We start from the raw sequence: 16368 nt of genomic DNA, 5'->3' as shown, positions 1-16368 counted from the left end.
CCAGAGAAGTTTTCAGTAGATACAAGGTATATCTAAATTAGAACAAAAAGAAAATCCTATCAAAATACGCTTTTTTGATAGGATTTTTTTACGTAAGTATATTTCTACTATCCTACACTTCCTTCCAAAGAAAGAGCTAGAAGTTTTTGTGCTTCCACAGCAAATTCCATTGGTAACTTGTTCAAAACTTCTTTACAATACCCGTTTACAATAAGTGCAACAGCTTTTTCAGAGTCAATTCCTCTTTGATTACAATAGAAAATCTGGTCTTCTCCAATTTTTGAAGTTGTTGCCTCGTGTTCTATTTGTGCGCTGCTATTTTCTGCATTGATGTATGGGAATGTATGCGCTCCACATTGGTCTCCAATTAAGAGTGAATCACATTGAGAGAAGTTTCTTGCATTCGTTGCTCGTTTCATAATATCTACCGAACCACGATATGAATTTTGGCTAAAACCAGCTGAAATACCTTTTGAAACAATACGACTTTTTGTATTCTTTCCAATATGAATCATTTTTGTTCCTGTATCGGCTTGCTGATAATTTTTAGTAACAGCCACAGAATAAAATTCTCCCATAGAGTTATCGCCTTTCAAAACACAAGATGGATATTTCCACGTAATGGCAGAACCTGTTTCTACTTGTGTCCAAGAAATTTTTGAATCATCTCCAAAGCAGATTCCTCGTTTGGTTACGAAGTTATAAATTCCACCTTTTCCATCTTTATCTCCTGGATACCAGTTCTGAACTGTTGAATATTTTACTTCTGAGTTTTTGTGAGCAAAAATTTCTACTACAGCAGCATGAAGTTGATTTTCATCTCTTTGAGGCGCAGTACAGCCTTCCAAATAACTTACATAAGATCCTTCTTCTGCGACGATAAGTGTTCTCTCAAACTGCCCTGTATTCGCTTCGTTTATTCTGAAATAGGTAGAAAGTTCCATTGGAGAACGAACTCCTTTAGGAATATAACAAAATGAACCATCGCTAAAAACAGCCGAATTGAGCGCAGAAAAATAATTGTCTGTTACTGGAACTACCGAGCCTAAATATTTTTTTACGAGTTCTGGATGTTCTTGCACAGCTTCACTAAACGAACAAAAGATAATTCCTAATTCTGCTAGTTTTGCTTTAAATGTTGTGGCAACTGAAACGCTATCCATTACTACATCCACAGCCACACCAGTAAGGCGTTTCTGCTCATCTAAAGAAATTCCAAGTTTGTCAAATGTAGCTAAAAGTTCTGGGTCTATTTCATCCAAACTATCTACTTTTGGCTTCTTTTTAGGCGCAGCATAATAGATAATTTCTTGAAAATCTATTTCTGGAATATTTAGATTTGCCCATTTTGGAGTTGGCATTTCTTTCCATTTTCTAAAGGCTTCCAAACGCCATTCTAAAAGCCATTCGGGTTCATTTTTCTTTTCTGAAATGAAACGAACGGTGTCTTCTGTGAGACCTTTAACAGCTTTATCTGATTCTATATTTGAAACAAATCCGTATTTGTATTCCGAATTTGTGATGTCTTCTAAAAGTTCTTGCTCTGTCTGTTTTGCTTCTGCCATAATTTTGTAAGGTAAGTAGCAATAATTTTATATGATGTTAGACTTGTTTGTAATTAGTCTAAATAATTTTGATACTGCAAAAATATAACAAAAAAATGAGATAAAGGTTTTATGAACTTCATTTTTTTGAAAAAAGCTCGTTTTTGGTGTTTTTTATGCTAAAAAGTTGATTAAGAATGTATTTTATCAACCGTAAACGAGGTTTTAAACCGTCGTTTAGGGAATTTTATCCTCGTTGACGGCTGCATTTTGAGCCTCAACGACGGTTATTTGTCTATTCTTAAACAACTTTTTAAAAAAACAGATAAACATCAAATTATAGCAACACCACCTCTTCTATCATTCTTCTTCCAAAATGCGAATTGACACGATAGATAATAGATGTTTTTTGCATTAAGAGTTCATATCTTAAAGTGGGTTGAGAAACACGAATAAATATCTTTTTATTTCTTATTTCTACTTTTTCAGTTTGCTTTGCTACAAAGTTACCTACTATTTTTTCCCATTCTACCTTTAGCTTACTGCTTTCAAACTTTGTATTCCACTTTTGAGACTCTAAAAATCCCTTTAAAGCCTCACCAATCGGCTTTGGGTCTGGAGTTTGGCGTGTGGGAAGTTTATTAAAATCTTTGTCGTACATGAGAACCAATTTAGATTGTAGAGTTTTGAATTTAGAAGGATAGTCAGTTTAGATTAATGATTTTAAAATGAAAACTATTTTTTAATTGCCTAAACTAATCACGAGTTCTACTCTAGGAGCTTTAGGAGCTACTTTTGTAAATAGTAGTTCGTTCTTTTTATCAACTTCTTTATTTGGAGTTTCTGTATTTTCGTCTAAAGTTGCATCATCTAATTTTTCACTCATTCCATAGACAATATAATGAAATTTGTCTTTGTCTTCTACTCTTTTTTTCAAATATTTGAAGACTTGTTTAGTGCGCTTAGAAGACATACGAAGACGTTTTTCAGAGCTTAACTCCTTTTCTGTGCTGTTTTCTGAATTTGTCCTTCCAAAAATTTCTATAACTAGCCTTGAGTCGTTGTTTAGAAAATTGGCTATTTGTTGTAGTTTTTCTTTCTGTTCTTTTGTAAGACGTTTGGCATTTTTTCCATCAAAAAGAACAAAGTGTGTTACAATAGTTTTTTGGTTTGGCTTTTCTGATGATGAAATACTTTTTGCTTCTGAATAATATGTATTTCCTGTACTTTTCTTAGCATAAAATTCATCAATATATTCCCACGAACCGTGTGAAAAGCTCTCCTTTATTTTATCAAAAATAGGTTTGAAGTTATCATTAGGTTCTAACTGTGAAGGAATATACACAGATGCTTTTGGAGAAATTTCATCTACAATTATTTTTTCTAGGCTATCCAGTGCATTTGTATTTCCTTTTGCCATCGTATAGTCTATCAGTTCTCTCAATACTTCAAATTTATCTCTGTCGTAGTTGTGTAAAGCAGCCGAATCGTAATAGTAAGTTAGATTTTGAGAGCGATTTTTAAATGAGTTGTGCTGACCAATTTGTTCTTCCAATAACATAATAGGCTCAAAAACAATATCACGATTCAACTCATAGATAAATGTTTGGGGAGGGATAAAAAGTACAATAATATAAGGCCGAAAACCTTTTACTACTATACTAATTTCATAACGCTCATCTGGCAACAAAAACATAAAATAGTTTCCAGAAACAGTATCAGGAGAAAAAATTCTTTTTTGCATTTCTTGTGTGCGAAGATTTCTAACACTTAGATTAACAACTAGCTTTTCTTTTTGAGTATAATATTTTCCACTTTTGCCTTTTTCTTGATTGTAGTGATAGGCAAACAATTTTCCTTTGACAATAGCAGAAGTAGGGGCTAATGTATTGTCTTTATTTACAAGGTTGGATGGTTGGAAACTATCAAAACCTTGAGCATATAGTAGTTTATTAGCTATAAAAATAAATAATAGGATAAGCAGAATAAGGGAGGTGTTTTTTCTCTTTCTTTCGTATAAAAAAATTATAGTTGGTTGTGGTAGTATTCTCATCGTATTTCTCCTACGTTTTCTCACTAGATTATGTATGCTTGATACCCTAAAAGTACATTTATTTTTTTATTTGAATAACAAAAACCGAACCTCTCATTATTATTTTATGAGAAATTCGGCTAACTTATTTTTTTCAACGATAAAACAAAGATGCATTATGCCCTATTTTCCATCAGCAGATACTTTCAAGATAAGCATATCTACATTTTTAGAATCCATATTCTCATTGGTATAACCAGCCAACACAAAACCACCATCTTCTGTTAAAGCTCCAGCTTTAGCTACTTGGTCTTTTTCTCCTCCAAGAGTTCTTGTCCAAATTTCATTGCCTTTTGCATCTAACTTATTAATCATAATTTCATTGGAAAGTTTGCTTACATTATTTCCATACTCATCCGCTTTATACACATCTGTATAGCCAATCATAATAATTTCAGATTTTTCTGTAACTAGAACATCAAAGGCTTCATCTGTACTTAGTCCACCAAAATTTTTATCCCATACTTTTTTTCCATTTTTGTCTGCACAGACAATCCAAGCATCGTGGCTTCCTTCTGCATAGGTATAAGAATAACCAGCAATCAGAATATTTCCAGAAGGCATTACTTTAACTACATTTGCCATCTCATTGTCTCCACCTCCATAGGTTTTTTCCCATTTTTTATTGCCTTCTTCATCTACATGAATCAAGAGCATATCCCATTTTGTCATCATTTCTCCTTCTACATGTCCAGCAATAAGATAGCCTTTTTCTGTTTTAGCTAATGAGTGTCCTTGTTCGCTGCTTTTACCACCAAAGCTTTTCTTCCAAATTGTTTCTCCTGTATCATCTATTTTTAAAAGAATAATATCGCTTTTGCCTGTTGTGATAGGAATACTGTTCATTAGTACCATATAATTTCCCTCGCCATCAGGTATAACACTATATATTTCATCTATACTTTGATTAGAGCCAAACGTTTTGTCCCAAATACGAGTTCCTTTTGCGTCTGTACGCACTATCCACCCATCTTTTATGTCTGAGCCTGCACCATACGAATCTGAATAACCAGCAAAAATAAATCCTCCGTCAGCAGTTTCTAAGCCCGAATAACCTTCTTCGCTTTCCTCTGCACCATAGTTTTTATTCCAAATAATATTCCCAGCAGCATCTACTTTTATTGCGCTCATATTCATATCACCTGCGCCATACGAATCTGTACGTCCTAATAGAACAAAATTTCCATCTTGGCACTTAATAACAGTGTTAGCTGCATCAAAACCTTTATCTCCTACTGACTTATAAGCCATTTTATTTGTTCTATTTATAATAGAATTTTTGAGAGAAGCATTATCATTTGTTGATGTAGGATTTAGAGAGGGAACGGCAAAAGAAATAGTAGAACTAAGAGATAATGCTGCTGCAATACAGAAAGTTAAGATTTTCATACGCTAAAGCTATATTTTATTTAGATTGATTTTTTTTAAGGCAAATAGTGAAAATATTTGTGTGATGCTATTCTGACTATGGTATTATTGAAACCTTTAGGTGTAAAATACATTTCCTATACAAGATTAAAAAATAGTCATTCATTGTTTGTATTCGCACTTATTTAGGAATTTTGCAATAAGTGTGCCTACTTATGCTAATATAATCCACATTACAATTTAGCATAAAAATTAATAAGTCTTTAAAACTAAAATAACTTTAGCTAAAATAGAAGGGATAGAAGAAATTATTTAGAGTACTGGACAGGAAGATAAAAAGTCGTTGGTGTCGCTTTGCAAAAACACCAACGAACGGTACTTTTCCCTATTCTGTGAGTTACAGAACAGCAAATATCGATGGATGTCCAGTACTTTAGAAATTATTACCTATGATTTTATTTCTTATCTAGAGCAATATCCGTTTTTTTTATTTTATCATTCTGACTTTCTATATTTCCATCCCTCAATCTGATTATTCTTTCTGTTTTTTCTGCAATATCGTCTTCGTGAGTAACGATAACAATCGTTTTACCACTTTGGTGTACTTGCTTGAAAAGTTCCATTACTTCATACGAGGTGGTGGTGTCTAACGCTCCTGTTGGCTCATCTGCCAAGATTACTTTAGGGTCTGTTATTAAGGCTCTTGCCACTGCAACACGCTGTTTTTGACCTCCCGAAAGCTCAGAAGGCAAGTGATGCGCCCATTGTCTTAGTCCCACACGTTCTAAGTATTTTTCTGCTAATATTTGTCTTTCTTTACGACCTACTTTTTGATAATAAAGAGGGAGAGCAACATTTTCTGCTGCTGTTTTGAAGGAAAGTAGGTTGAAAGACTGAAACACAAACCCAAGAAACTTATTGCGATAGATAGCAGCTTGTTTTTCAGAAAGATTTTTTATTAGAACTTTATCTAACCAATACTCTCCTTTATCATAATTGTCTAGCATTCCTAAAATATTGAGAAGCGTCGATTTTCCAGAGCCAGAAGAACCCATAATAGAAATCAATTCGCCTTCATTTACTGTCATGTCAATGCCTTTCAAAACGTGCATACTTTGAGCAGCAGTATGATAAGATTTATGAATATTTTTTAGGGAAAGCATATAGTAGGATTTAAAACTTATTTTCAAAAGATAATCAATTTTACTGATTTTTTTTATTTTCTCTATTTATTGAAATCATTTTTAACGAAAAATTTGATTTATCTCTCTGCAAATTATTTCAAAATTTTAATCAAATGTTTTACTCTATCTGTCTGTATGTAATCTACTCCTTTATTGACAGCTTCTATATTTTTGTTTTGTGAGTGTGTATTGAGAGTAGCTACTAGCAAACCTTCATTCTGTGCCAATTCAACGTTTTCTTTTGTTAGTTCACTGGTCTGAACAGTTATTCCTTTCAATTTATACTTTCTAGCTTTTTCTAATGCTCTTTCAAAATTATCATAAGCAAAAATTTGATAATTAGGATGTGTGTTTTGTAACAATTCTATTGCCTCTTCGTCTTTCAATTCTATATATATTCTGTTTATATTCAGATTTCGTTTCTCTCTATACTCGTCTATCAAATTTGTGAGAGCTTGATTCAACTGGTTATGATAAGCCATTGAAGTGGTAGAGTGGAAGGATTTGACATCTAAAAAAAAAGTGTAGTCATAAAGATTTGGTAAATGCTCAAAAATGTTCTTCAAACGAATGATTCTATATTTTGTGTAAGGCGCAGAGCTTACATATTCAGCATCTTTTATATCATCCCAGTTTTGTTCATATATTTTTCCATGTTTGTCAGTTTTTGTTTCTAATTCTTCGTCGTGAAAGGCTACTAAAACACCATCTTTTGTCATCTGGACATCAATTTCTATCCCATCGCTGCCTAAACTTACAGCATACATTACAGACTCATAACTATTCATTGGATAAACCTGTCCAATACCCATTCCTCCGTGTCCGATAACTTTAATATCTCGCTCTGATATGTCAATGTCTATCTCTTCTGTAATACAAGAAGTTAGAGCTACAAAAAAAAATAGAAGTAGAAAAAAAATAAAATAGATGCGTTGAAAAAGTAATGTTTTTTTCATGACAAATTGAATAATAATTTTAAAAATGAGACTAAATAATTAATTAGAAAGCATAACCTATGGCAAGCCCTCCCCAATGTGTATAGTCTGTATTAAATTCAAGCATTGGCGTATATGCTATTCTCAACATAATGCCACCTTTAAGTGGTTGATAACGATAACCAAGTGTAAAGTGAGTATGATTACGTATATCACGAACTGGTTTGAATGTATTTGTATCAGCTCTTATGAAAGAAGTAAATGTCTGCCCTATACCAAGCTCTAATTTGTGGCTTTTGCCATATAAAAAATGTAGAGCAAGAGGGAGAATAATTTCTGGGTTGAAATTATCTGTATAATCGTTGAGATAATATGTACTTATACCTAAACGGCAAGCAATAGCCATTTGTTTACTTCTATTGCTTTGAGAAGAAAAGAAATAAATACGTTCGTAATTTAGTGAGCCATACCCACCTGCGCCAGCACCCTCAATATATAACGTATTTTTAGCTCTACTTTCTATTTGTTGGGAAAATGAGGCTGTACACAAAAAAAAGAAGCATATAGAAAAATAACACTTTAAAAATGAACGCATCTGTGTCTGAATTTAATACAACATATCTAAGTAATACGTGTACTAAATACAGACAGTTTGTTTTATTTATTTTTATTAACAATAACTTATTAATAAGTTAAATAATAAAAAATATCAAACATTACAACAGTTATTATTGTTGAGGCTCTGATTTAAGCAAAAAATTATGCTTTTTTAGAGTACTGAACATAAAATAAAAAGTTTTTGGTGTCGCTACACTAAAAACACCAACAAACGGTATTTTATCTCTGTTCTGTGGCTCACAGAACAGCAAATACTATTAATTGCCTTTTATAGTTATCTATTCATAATCAGGATTTCTGACAATTATATTGAACTGTCTAGCAAGATAAAAAAGTAAATACATAGTAACTGTACTCCAAAAAATAGTATTGGCAACATATTCAAAAGCATTTCCTCTAATCAAGATGTAATACAATGCTAAAAATATACAACCAGACCCAATAGCATATCCACCAAACATAGATTCTGTCTTTTTCGATATAAATGTTATAAACATTCCTAAAAGAAATAAAGCACAAAAAACACCAATTTCCCCTCTTACTATATAAGCATCAGCAATAAATGCTGGTTTTGCCGATACGCCTGTTCCCGAACCCACAGCTCCTATTTTATATACTCTATCCATAATGATATTTTCAGGAATAGGTTTATTAGGATAAAGGATTCTTGGAGGAATAGTCTCTAAAGACTGCATAAGAATATCTGAGGTCATGTATGGTACTTCAGAGGGTACTCTATTTACATAGACTATAAACATTTGGATTTCAGATAAACGGTGTGTCAGAAACATCCAGTTATCTTCCAACAAACCATCCAAATTTTCATTACTGACCCTATTTAATGCAATAGCAGCAGCTTGTGTGGATTCTACCTCTCCACTCCAACTAAGTTGTCTTACAATTCCAGTATAATATGGAATAATAAATAGAAAGAGGAACAACATAAAAGGAGAGGCTATCAAAATAATTTTCTTATGATATGTCCATAGTATTGCTCCTAATAGAAGTACAGGAAGTACAGTAAATTCTTTCCAACCAGAAATAAGTGCTTGATACTCTCCATAAGCAAACAAAAGTCCTGTAATCAGTATATATTTCTTTTTTCTCTCTAATATGGAATATCCAAATGAAAATACTCCAAAAACAGCAGTAGCAAGTTGAAATTGTATTAAAAATTGTGCTGTCCCTGGTATAAAAAGAAAAGCTATACTACCAACAAAGAAAAATAATGCAGCAAAGAATAACAGTTGTGAAATAGAAGTCTGAGTAGAGACTTGAATAACATATTTTGGTTTTTTATATTCTAAAAATAATAGTAATCCGTGTACATAGGCAGCATGTCCTAAACAGTATAAAAACTGACAATAGGCAATGCTTGATATATATATAGGAGACTCTTGTGTTTTCACTTTATCAAGATATAAATACCCCATAGCATCCATATAGGAAAATACAGAAGTTACGGCCATATATCCTGAAAAAATAAGATGAACTATAAAGAAGGGGCGAAATACTTGAGCCGAAACAGGACGGTCGTTAGGCAGTTTTTTTACTGTTCCTGTAAATGTTACTAAATATATCCAAAGAGAGCCTCCCCAAGCTACCCAATACGCCATGGAGGCATCTGTTGAGTGTAATAAATAAGAGAGAAAAACGGGTATGTAAAGTAATAGATAACGTGGATTCATAAGGTTTGGTAATCAGACTAGCATTTGGAGAATAAGATAGAACTAAAAAAGCTAGGTACTATTCATCTTCTCTTTTTGCATCTGCCAAAACAATATTCTTTTTATCCTCTGTTTTGCTAGGGGAGGATTTTTTTTGAGTGGTAAGAGTAGCTTTCTCTTCCTCTTGCTTTTTTTGTAACTTTTGCCTTTTGCGCTCTGCTTCTTTTTCCAAACGAAGTCTTTCTTGTTCTATGAAGTTCATGTCTATAATTCTTTTCTCTTTATATTTTACATTCTGCTCTGAAATAGTATCATTTATGTATTTTTCTATCATCAGACTCGCTATAGGAGCTGCCCAAGTTCCTCCAAAACCTGAATTTTCTACTACCACAGCGATTGCAATTTTAGGATTATCTTTTGGAGCAAAAGCTATAAAAATAGAATGGTCTTCTCCGTGTGGGTTTTGAACTGTTCCTGTTTTTCCACAGACTACCATATCATCTATTCTTGCTCGGCGAGCCGTACCTGCCCTCACTACATCCTCCATAGCATCTACTACATAAGGAAAATATTTTTTATCTACAGTAGTTGTATGTTTTGTTCTGTATTTTTTATCTACCAAAGTAGTATCATTTATTTTCTTGACAACATGAGGGATATAATAGTGTCCTCTATTTGCCAAGATGGCTGCAAAGTTAGCAAGTTGTAAAGGTACTGCACTCATCTCTCCCTGTCCAATACTTAGAGAATAAATATTACCTAACTTCCATCCATAGCCACGCCTTTCGGCTATTCTGTCGTAGTAAGCTGTTGAAGGCATAAGTCCTCTACTCTCATAAGGCAAGTCTATACCTAACTGTCTTCCAAAACCAAAAGAAAGAGCATGATCGTGCCAACGGTCTAAACCAATACGAGTATCTTCCTTATCATTTTCTGAACGATTTTGCCTAATAATACGAATAAACGATTTATAATAAAATGGATTACAAGAATGCTGAATAGAACCATGTATATTCAAAGGCGAAGGGTGATTATGACAATTTACTAGTTCTTTCGAACACCCAAAAGAGGTATGTGCAGTATCCAATACACCATCTTGCAAACCTATCAGAGCCTGTACAATCTTAAATGTAGAACCAGGAGGGTAAGCAGCCTGTAAAGCTCGGTTGTATAGTGGTTTTGTAGGGTCTTTAGAAAGCATCAAATAATTCTTGGCTACTTCTGTGCCTTCCCCTGTCAGAAGATTAGGGTCAAATGTGGGAGCAGAAACCATCGACAACACTTCCCCTGTTGTTGGCTCAATCGCCACAATACTACCAATTTTATTTTGCATCAAATACTCTCCGTATTTCTGTAATTCTGCATCTATAGTAGTCTGTAATGTCATTCCTGCTTCTGGCAATGTATCATATTCTCCGTTTTTGAATGAACCTCTAGCGATTCCCAAACGGTCATACATAACTTGCTGCACTCCTCTTTTTCCTCTTAGCTCTTCTTCATAACTTCTCTCTATACCACTAATTCCCAACATATCACCTCGTCTGTAATAATTTGCTGTATCTTTGGCAAGCATACGTTGGTCAATTTCACGAACGTAACCTAACCCACCAGCAAAAGAAGAATAAGGGTAAGTACGGATAGTTCTTGCATTCGGATAAATACCTTCATAATCAGAGAGTTCGTCTTGAATTTTGGCATAATTCTCTACTGACATTTGTTTGATAAATAGATAAGGCTTGTAGCGTTGTAATCCGTGGTTTGCTTTTTCTAATTTTTCCCTAAACTCTTCTAACGAAATACGTAAAAGCTGACACAAATAAGTGGTATCTTGAGGTTTGAGCTTAAATTCTTTGGCTACTATTTCTATATCAAATACAGGATTATTTTCTACCAATAGTTTTCCATTTCTGTCATAAACTAAGCCACGAGGGGGATATAAAATATTAGTACGAGTAGAAGTATTTTGTGCTTGATGTTGAAAGTCATCAGAAATGACCTGCAACCAAAGCAGTTGAAAGCCATAGATGAATAAGACTATGAGAATAGCTATTTGAATTATATATCTACGAAAGTCGTTCAAATCTGATTATCATTGAAATTTATTGGCTTGCACAACCAACAAGGGTGGAAATAATTGATTTCTAAAAGCATTTTTACTCCTGTATATTCAAATGTCTCTTCATTTTCATACACTTTTTAATAAGAACTACAAAGTTAAGCACTTTATCTTATTTATTTAGAACAAATACTGTTATAAATATTCTAAAAATGATACCATACTATCAATTTTTGTCGACATAAAAAAGGCGTATATAGAATAAATACTATTATTTATTAGAATTATATCAAAACCACTGCAATGAACGTATATCATCTATGTTTTCAAAATTATAATATCATTCGTTTTTTTTGTATTTTTGAATGATATAACAGCTTTTAGAAGCTACCAAAATTTTACATAAACACGACCAATAAATACACTTCAACATGCTCAAGATTATAGAATGTCCTCGTGATGCAATGCAAGGACTATCTGATTTTATAGATACAGATATTAAAATAAACTATCTCAACTCGCTCTTAAAAGTAGGCTTTGATACGCTTGATTTTGGGAGTTTCGTTTCAGAAAAAGCTATTCCTCAAATGAAAGACACAGCTCAAGTGTTGGAAGGTTTAGATGTATCAGACACAAAATTATTAGCAGTCATTGCTGGTTATGGAGGACTGAAACGAGCCATTGAATACGATAAAATAGACTATTTAGGTTTTCCACTCTCTATTTCAGAAACTTTTCAACTAAGAAATACAAAAAAAACAATAGAAGAAGCCTTAGAAGTAGTGAGTGATTCTCAAAACTTGTGCTTAAAACACAATAAAACATTAGTGGTATATCTTTCTATGGCATTTGGCAATCCTTACAAAGAAGCATACAACCCAGAAATTGTAACACAATTTATGAGTAAGTTGGATAAAATGGAGATTAAAATTGTACAGCTTTCTGATACAATAGGCTCTTCCAACGAAAGCAATATCACACCTCTATTCGAATCATTAAATAAAGAGTTTTCACACATAGAAATAGGAGCACATTTTCACTCACCTCTAAGAACAGCCAACGAAAAAATTGAGGCAGCATATAAGGCTGGTTGTAGGCGTTTTGATGGTGCTATGTTAGGTTTTGGAGGGTGTCCGATGGCTAAAGACGAACTAACAGGCAATATTCCGACAGAGTCTATTTTAGCTTTTGCTAATATGAATGAAATAGAAACAGGATTAGATATGCAAAAGTTTGCAGCATCACTCAGTAAAGCAAAAATGGTTTTTAATCAGAAAGTACTTATATAGGATTATTATTTCACGTGGCGTACTTATACATAAAAAAACCTTTTCTCTTGAAAAAATCAAGTAAGAAAAGGTTTTTTGGAGTGTATATTTTTTGCTTTAATCTTTAATCTCTTTTCAAGTAAGCAGCTTTAATTTCTCCTTGAAATGCAACATCAGTAGTATCTATTGTACCACTATCACCCTCAACAACACCTGTAAAACTGAAATTAATTTCTGCTTCAAGAACATAATAGAAAGTATCAAGACGTATGATATTGATTGAACCATCTGGTACATCCTCTCCATTATATCTTATAGTAGTACGTGGAATAAATACGCTATCCGTACTATCAGCTTGTTCTACTGAAAACGAACCCACTTCTGGATAAGGAACAAATATTTCTATGGTACTTTGGTCTATTTGAGATGTTGCTTGAATATCTAACTTAGTATATTTTCCTGCTGTATCTTTTTTTGAAACAAGAACTGAAGGAGTGTTACTAAACCAATAGTTAGTATCTGCTATATAGCCAGTCATTAGAGATTTAGCAAGTGGATTATCATCGTTATCAGATTCACAAGCAACACCAATAAAACCGAACATTAATAAAAACAGATATGCAAATTTAGACACAATTTTATGTGATATAGAATTTGAGTATTTCATAGAATAGACTATTATTTTTTTATATGGATATTTTCTAATATTAGAAAGAATATGTTTGACTATTTAAACTTATTGAGGACCTGAACCAAAAGGAATACGCACTCCAAAATTAGCTCTCCAGTAATGATGTAAATGTGGAGTATAAGTTGTAACATTAGAAACATAATCTTTAAAACGATATGATGCTCCACCTTCTCCAAAAATATAAAAAGAACCTGTATAAACTTCTGCTCCAATTCCTGCATTAGCACTCAAGAGCCAAAACTGCATATCTTGAAAATATTCTGGCTCTGGGAAGGGAGTATATCCTCCTATTTCATCATAATTTTTTAGAGACCAGTCTATATTGTACATTCCTCCACTTAATCCACCATAGGTATAAAATCCTCCTCTATCGTTATATGCTCCAAAAAGATAATAACGTAAGTTGGCATTGAGTTCTGCTCCCGTATTTTTTGTTGTTATTTTATTAGAATACGTAAACTCTCCAGGTTGGAGGCTCATCATATATGCTCCTTCTAGGGTAAGAACTGTTTTATAACTCAATCCAATATTCAAGCGCAACTCTGCGCCATAAAGAGCAGGAAAATCTTCGGGCGCACCAAAGGGAAAACGCTCTTCGCCACCAATAAATTTTTGATAACGTCCTGCAATACTCATACTGGTTTGAGCTTGAGTTTGTTGTATGGAAAAAAGAAAAGTTGCTACAAACAGGAGTAGAAAAACACCTATTTTTTTAGAAACAGTGAATAAAGAATTTGAAATCATAGTTGCAAACATAATATTAGAATACGGATTTTTTTTATTTCATTTTGAATATGCTTTAGTTGTTGTATCAAAAAATATCTATTTGAAAAACAACCTCATTTAGCCATAAAACTATACCCATAGATTATAGTTTCGTAAAATAATTGATAAAATTACCACTTTTATTGCGTTTTATTAGTATGGAAAATAAAATTTGCTTAAAATTTGCTTAAAAATTAAGTACGCTAGTTTCTGATATTTTGTAGCCTATCTTTCCATTTGACTAAAAAAAAGCCTTATTCAAACAACGCTACTTATTCAGATTTTATTGAATAACACAATTAAATTGTTTTTAGCAATTTAAGAAATTTTACTAAGTATATCTCATTATTTATACTCTCAAATCCTATACCTCAATGAACCAATTTTTAAACAATTCAAATACATCGCAGACGGCTACTAGCAACTTAGCTCTCAATACAAATAGAAATAATATGCTAAAAACTTTATCACTAGGATTTATTTTTAGTGTTTTTTTAGTTTTCTTTTTTTCTATTTGTTTTTCTAGTCAAGCTCAAAATGCAGATAAGAACAAACATTTAGCTGTTTTTCAAGACAAAACGTACATTGGACTAGCCACAGAAGACAACAAAGAAATTATCTATACAAAATGTGGAGAGCCCGTAAGTACTTTTTACTTTGATGTAAGTAATGGAGAACCTATGTTTGTAATGGCTGGCTTGTATGATATTACAATGTATCAAGTAGTTGGTGTAAAGAAAGATAAAAATAAATATTTACTGACGTATAGAGATGCAAAAAATCAAAAGCAAGTAGCACAACTAGATGTAGAAACAGACAATAATAAAATATACCTTATTTTTGAAGGAATGAAAATGGGATTTGCCGTACGAGAGAAAATGACAGCTTACAAAATCTCTAACGATTGTGATGAAATGAGAATGACTTCACCTAACAAAAAATAACCTTTTACAGACCATTTTAAAAAAAACTCAAAAAGTTGCGCCAAAAACGCAACTTTTTTTTGTGGATTTAGTATTAATACATAGATTTACAATGTATTTAAAATCTATGTAAAAATGAAAACAAATCCGAGCAAAGAATTACTCAAAGGAACACTGACCACCATCATACTTCGCTTGCTTTCCGAAAAAGGCAAAATGTATGGTTATCAACTGGCTCAATGTGTTAAGGAATCTACTGATGGCAAAATTTTGATAAAGGAGGGTTCTCTCTACCCTGCTTTGCACAAACTAGAAGCCGATGGTCTGATTGAATGTGAAACAAAAATGATAGGAAAACGAAAAAGGAAATACTATCATCTTACGCCAGCAGGACAAACAGCTACCGAAAAAGCTATCAACGAACTTTTAGATTTCCTAAATACTATTCATCATCTTATAACTACTGAACCTATCTATGGTAACACTCAATGATAATCAAATAGAACTGGTTTGTGAACGTATCTTTAAAAATCCTTTGGAAGATACTGATTTACAAGACAGTCTGTTAGACCATTTTTGTTGCTTCATAGAAAGCAAAATGAGCGAAGGTCTTTCATTTGAGGAGGGCTTTAAACAGGCTTCTATTTCTATTGCACCCAATGGAGTAGGCGAGATAGAAGAAGAATTATTTTTTATTAAACACTTCAAAACCAATCTTACTATGAAACGTATTTTGTATTTCTCTAGCTTCCTAACAGCTTTTACTCTTTCTCTCTATCTTTTATTCAAACACTTACATTGGCCTTTTGCAAATATGCTATTACAGGCAGGAAATGTAGTACTACTCTTGTTTGTCTTGCCTAGCTTGGGAGCATTGGTGTATCGTAATCGTACTAGTTTGGCATTTTCAGACAAAGTTCGCCTAATTATTGGATTTTTGGCTGGGACACTTATAAGTACAGGAATGATTTTTAAAGGACTTCATTTCCCAGGTTCGGGACTAATGTTCGCTATTGGCTGGGGAATTTTTGCCTGTATATTTCTACCTATTTTCTTCTATCAGTTGTATCAAAAATCTGTTCAAGTCGTCTAGAACTCTTTTACCTTCGAAAAACTCTGTCTTGATATTGCAAAATGTCAAGGCAGTTAATTGAGTTGTTCTAAAATCATCTCTTCTTCTCTAACTTTCTTCTAGCAATTATATAATTGCTTTAGGTGGTATTCTACTATCATTTATTTATACTTTATTTTTAAAAT

At 32.9% G+C, this 16368-nt stretch carries 15 protein-coding genes; 4 read left to right on the top strand and 11 right to left on the bottom strand.

All coding sequences use genetic code 11. The features are described 5' to 3' along the window. Positions 1 to 107: 107 nt before the first annotated feature. The 9 genes from sufB to mrdA all read right to left on the bottom strand — a co-directional run bounded on the left by sufB (position 108) and on the right by mrdA (position 11488). Positions 108 to 1565, bottom strand: a complete 1458-nt coding sequence (gene sufB / locus QZ659_RS03655) for a Fe-S cluster assembly protein SufB (RefSeq protein ID WP_291722001.1) — start codon at positions 1563 to 1565, stop codon at positions 108 to 110. Positions 1566 to 1881: 316 nt separating this feature from the next. After that, complete coding sequence (locus QZ659_RS03650; protein ID WP_291721999.1) at positions 1882 to 2205, bottom strand: DUF721 domain-containing protein; 324 nt, start codon at positions 2203 to 2205, stop codon at positions 1882 to 1884. Between the two features lie 81 nt (positions 2206 to 2286). Beyond that, positions 2287 to 3597, bottom strand: a complete 1311-nt coding sequence (locus QZ659_RS03645) for an OmpA family protein (protein ID WP_291721997.1) — start codon at positions 3595 to 3597, stop codon at positions 2287 to 2289. A gap of 162 nt (positions 3598 to 3759) precedes the next feature. Continuing rightward, positions 3760 to 5025 carry a PQQ-binding-like beta-propeller repeat protein gene (locus QZ659_RS03640; protein WP_291721995.1) on the bottom strand — a complete coding sequence of 422 codons (1266 nt, stop codon included), beginning with the start codon at positions 5023 to 5025 and terminating at the stop codon, positions 3760 to 3762. Positions 5026 to 5459: 434 nt separating this feature from the next. Continuing rightward, positions 5460 to 6167, bottom strand: a complete 708-nt coding sequence (locus QZ659_RS03635; protein ID WP_291721993.1) for an ABC transporter ATP-binding protein — start codon at positions 6165 to 6167, stop codon at positions 5460 to 5462. A gap of 113 nt (positions 6168 to 6280) precedes the next feature. Continuing rightward, a complete protein-coding gene (locus QZ659_RS03630; protein ID WP_291721991.1) occupies positions 6281 to 7144 on the bottom strand; it encodes a glycerophosphodiester phosphodiesterase in 864 nt (287 codons plus the stop codon). Between the two features lie 43 nt (positions 7145 to 7187). Further along, entirely contained in the window at positions 7188 to 7673 is a 486-nt protein-coding gene (locus tag QZ659_RS03625) for a hypothetical protein (protein WP_291721989.1), read from the bottom strand. A 346-nt stretch (positions 7674 to 8019) separates the two neighbouring features. Further along, positions 8020 to 9429, bottom strand: coding sequence for an exosortase Y-associated Wzy-like protein (locus QZ659_RS03620; RefSeq protein WP_291721987.1), 1410 nt, complete (start codon positions 9427 to 9429; stop codon positions 8020 to 8022). A gap of 58 nt (positions 9430 to 9487) precedes the next feature. After that, complete coding sequence (mrdA, locus tag QZ659_RS03615) at positions 9488 to 11488, bottom strand: penicillin-binding protein 2 (RefSeq protein ID WP_291721985.1); 2001 nt, start codon at positions 11486 to 11488, stop codon at positions 9488 to 9490. Between the two features lie 407 nt (positions 11489 to 11895). On the opposite strand from mrdA, the gene QZ659_RS03610 reads away from it, so the two are divergent. After that, positions 11896 to 12753: a hydroxymethylglutaryl-CoA lyase gene (locus QZ659_RS03610; RefSeq protein ID WP_291721983.1), complete on the top strand. Its 858-nt coding sequence runs from the start codon at positions 11896 to 11898 to the stop codon at positions 12751 to 12753. Between the two features lie 103 nt (positions 12754 to 12856). Here QZ659_RS03610 and QZ659_RS03605 read toward each other — a convergent pair whose 3' ends face one another. Together QZ659_RS03605 and QZ659_RS03600 are read right to left on the bottom strand one after the other, a co-directional pair. Beyond that, positions 12857 to 13366, bottom strand: coding sequence for a hypothetical protein (locus QZ659_RS03605; protein ID WP_291721981.1), 510 nt, complete (start codon positions 13364 to 13366; stop codon positions 12857 to 12859). A 102-nt stretch (positions 13367 to 13468) separates the two neighbouring features. Beyond that, complete coding sequence (locus tag QZ659_RS03600) at positions 13469 to 14167, bottom strand: hypothetical protein (protein ID WP_291721979.1); 699 nt, start codon at positions 14165 to 14167, stop codon at positions 13469 to 13471. Positions 14168 to 14562: 395 nt separating this feature from the next. Here QZ659_RS03600 and QZ659_RS03595 point away from each other — a divergent pair, with 395 nt between their 5' ends. The 3 genes from QZ659_RS03595 to QZ659_RS03585 all read left to right on the top strand — a co-directional run bounded on the left by QZ659_RS03595 (position 14563) and on the right by QZ659_RS03585 (position 16204). Then, positions 14563 to 15132 carry a hypothetical protein gene (locus tag QZ659_RS03595; RefSeq protein WP_291721977.1) on the top strand — a complete coding sequence of 190 codons (570 nt, stop codon included), beginning with the start codon at positions 14563 to 14565 and terminating at the stop codon, positions 15130 to 15132. 114 nt (positions 15133 to 15246) lie between these two features. After that, complete coding sequence (locus tag QZ659_RS03590) at positions 15247 to 15603, top strand: PadR family transcriptional regulator (RefSeq protein ID WP_291721964.1); 357 nt, start codon at positions 15247 to 15249, stop codon at positions 15601 to 15603. Then, positions 15587 to 16204, top strand: coding sequence for a hypothetical protein (locus QZ659_RS03585; RefSeq protein ID WP_291721961.1), 618 nt, complete (start codon positions 15587 to 15589; stop codon positions 16202 to 16204). The genes QZ659_RS03590 and QZ659_RS03585 overlap by 17 nt, the downstream gene beginning before the upstream one ends. The last annotated feature ends 164 nt before the right edge of the window (positions 16205 to 16368 follow it).

The sequence above is a fragment of the Bernardetia sp. genome, assembly GCF_020630935.1.
Classification (GTDB): Bacteria; Bacteroidota; Bacteroidia; order Cytophagales; family Bernardetiaceae; genus Bernardetia.
Note: the sequence above shows the minus strand (reverse complement) of the source record. Positions and strands in the feature narration are given on the sequence as shown.

What these genes read in the sequence shown, in the direction of transcription:
- sufB (WP_291722001.1), bottom strand. Translation starts at nt 1,565, where the DNA reads ATGGCAGAAGCAAAACAGACAGAGCAAGAACTTTTAGAAGACATCACA.
- QZ659_RS03650 (WP_291721999.1), bottom strand. Translation starts at nt 2,205, where the DNA reads ATGTACGACAAAGATTTTAATAAACTTCCCACACGCCAAACTCCAGAC.
- QZ659_RS03645 (WP_291721997.1), bottom strand. Translation starts at nt 3,597, where the DNA reads ATGAGAATACTACCACAACCAACTATAATTTTTTTATACGAAAGAAAG.
- QZ659_RS03640 (WP_291721995.1), bottom strand. Translation starts at nt 5,025, where the DNA reads ATGAAAATCTTAACTTTCTGTATTGCAGCAGCATTATCTCTTAGTTCT.
- QZ659_RS03635 (WP_291721993.1), bottom strand. Translation starts at nt 6,167, where the DNA reads ATGCTTTCCCTAAAAAATATTCATAAATCTTATCATACTGCTGCTCAA.
- QZ659_RS03630 (WP_291721991.1), bottom strand. Translation starts at nt 7,144, where the DNA reads ATGAAAAAAACATTACTTTTTCAACGCATCTATTTTATTTTTTTTCTA.
- QZ659_RS03620 (WP_291721987.1), bottom strand. Translation starts at nt 9,429, where the DNA reads ATGAATCCACGTTATCTATTACTTTACATACCCGTTTTTCTCTCTTAT.
- QZ659_RS03610 (WP_291721983.1), top strand. Translation starts at nt 11,896, where the DNA reads ATGCTCAAGATTATAGAATGTCCTCGTGATGCAATGCAAGGACTATCT.
- QZ659_RS03600 (WP_291721979.1), bottom strand. Translation starts at nt 14,167, where the DNA reads ATGATTTCAAATTCTTTATTCACTGTTTCTAAAAAAATAGGTGTTTTT.
- QZ659_RS03595 (WP_291721977.1), top strand. Translation starts at nt 14,563, where the DNA reads ATGAACCAATTTTTAAACAATTCAAATACATCGCAGACGGCTACTAGC.
- QZ659_RS03590 (WP_291721964.1), top strand. Translation starts at nt 15,247, where the DNA reads ATGAAAACAAATCCGAGCAAAGAATTACTCAAAGGAACACTGACCACC.
- QZ659_RS03585 (WP_291721961.1), top strand. Translation starts at nt 15,587, where the DNA reads ATGGTAACACTCAATGATAATCAAATAGAACTGGTTTGTGAACGTATC.